The 811-nt window shown below is 35.6% G+C and carries 2 protein-coding genes and 1 pseudogene; all 3 read right to left on the reverse strand.

Features of this window, described 5'->3' with window-relative positions; translation table 11 throughout:
• Nucleotides 1–254: VirB2 family type IV secretion system major pilin TrwL (gene trwL, locus ACFINH_RS10090; RefSeq protein ID WP_375633035.1), on the reverse strand; the 254-nt coding region annotated here is incomplete at its 3' end.
• 56 nt (nucleotides 255–310) lie between these two features.
• Nucleotides 311–634, reverse strand: coding sequence for a VirB2 family type IV secretion system major pilin TrwL (trwL, locus tag ACFINH_RS10095; protein ID WP_375633037.1), 324 nt, complete (start codon nucleotides 632–634; stop codon nucleotides 311–313).
• Nucleotides 635–710: 76 nt separating this feature from the next.
• Nucleotides 711–811 (reverse strand): annotated as a pseudogene (locus tag ACFINH_RS10100) (conjugal transfer protein); the annotation flags it as partial.

Raw genomic sequence — 811 nt, forward strand, 5'->3', positions numbered from 1 at the left:
CACCGTACAAATGTGTCTTTTCCGATGTAGCGTCCTGCATAACCAATTGCTAAGCATAATAGTATAATAGCAGCAGCGATAGGGATAATCACTTTTAAATCTGTCTGTAAATCTGTTAGAGCTGTCTCTGCATTTTGTAAAACGCTTGCGCTGGCGGCGTAAGCAGAACTATCCATAAAAAACGCAGTCATAGCTGCAGAAAATGCGATGATTTTATTGTTACTTTTTGGTTTCAGATTAATTAAACTTTGCATATCTCACTCTTATTAAAATTCTAGATAACATATTGTATTTATAATTAATGCCATTATTATGCTGTTTTAAATAGCAGAGTAACAAGTTGGGTTGCTGAACCTGCGATAACGACCCCGATTGCCCACCGTACAAATGTATCCTTTTCTATGTAGCGGCCTGCGTAACCAATTGCTAAGCATAAAAGTATAACAGCAGCAGCGACAGGAATAATCACTTTTAAATCTGTCTGTAAAGCTGTTAGAGCGTCCGATGCATTTGTTAAAACCGATGGTTTGGCTTGTGCATGAGCAGAACTATTTATAAAGAACGCAATCATAGCAGCAGAAAATGCGATGATTTTGTTGTTACTTTTCGATTGAATACTAATTAATTTTTGCATATTTGACTCTTATTAAAATCTAGATAATATTTTTATATGAACAAACATATTGTATTTTATAATTTATATAATGCTATTACGCTGTTTTAAATAGTAGTGAAACAAGTTGGGTTGCTGAACCTGCGATAACGACCCCGATTGCCCACCGTACAAATGTGTCTTTTCCGATGTAGCGTC

This window comes from Bartonella sp. AA74HLJMH, from assembly GCF_042197045.1.
Lineage (GTDB): Bacteria > Pseudomonadota > Alphaproteobacteria > Rhizobiales > Rhizobiaceae > Bartonella.

Coding starts and splice junctions, on each gene's coding strand:
- trwL (WP_375633037.1), bottom strand. CDS start 634: ATGCAAAAATTAATTAGTATTCAATCGAAAAGTAACAACAAAATCATC.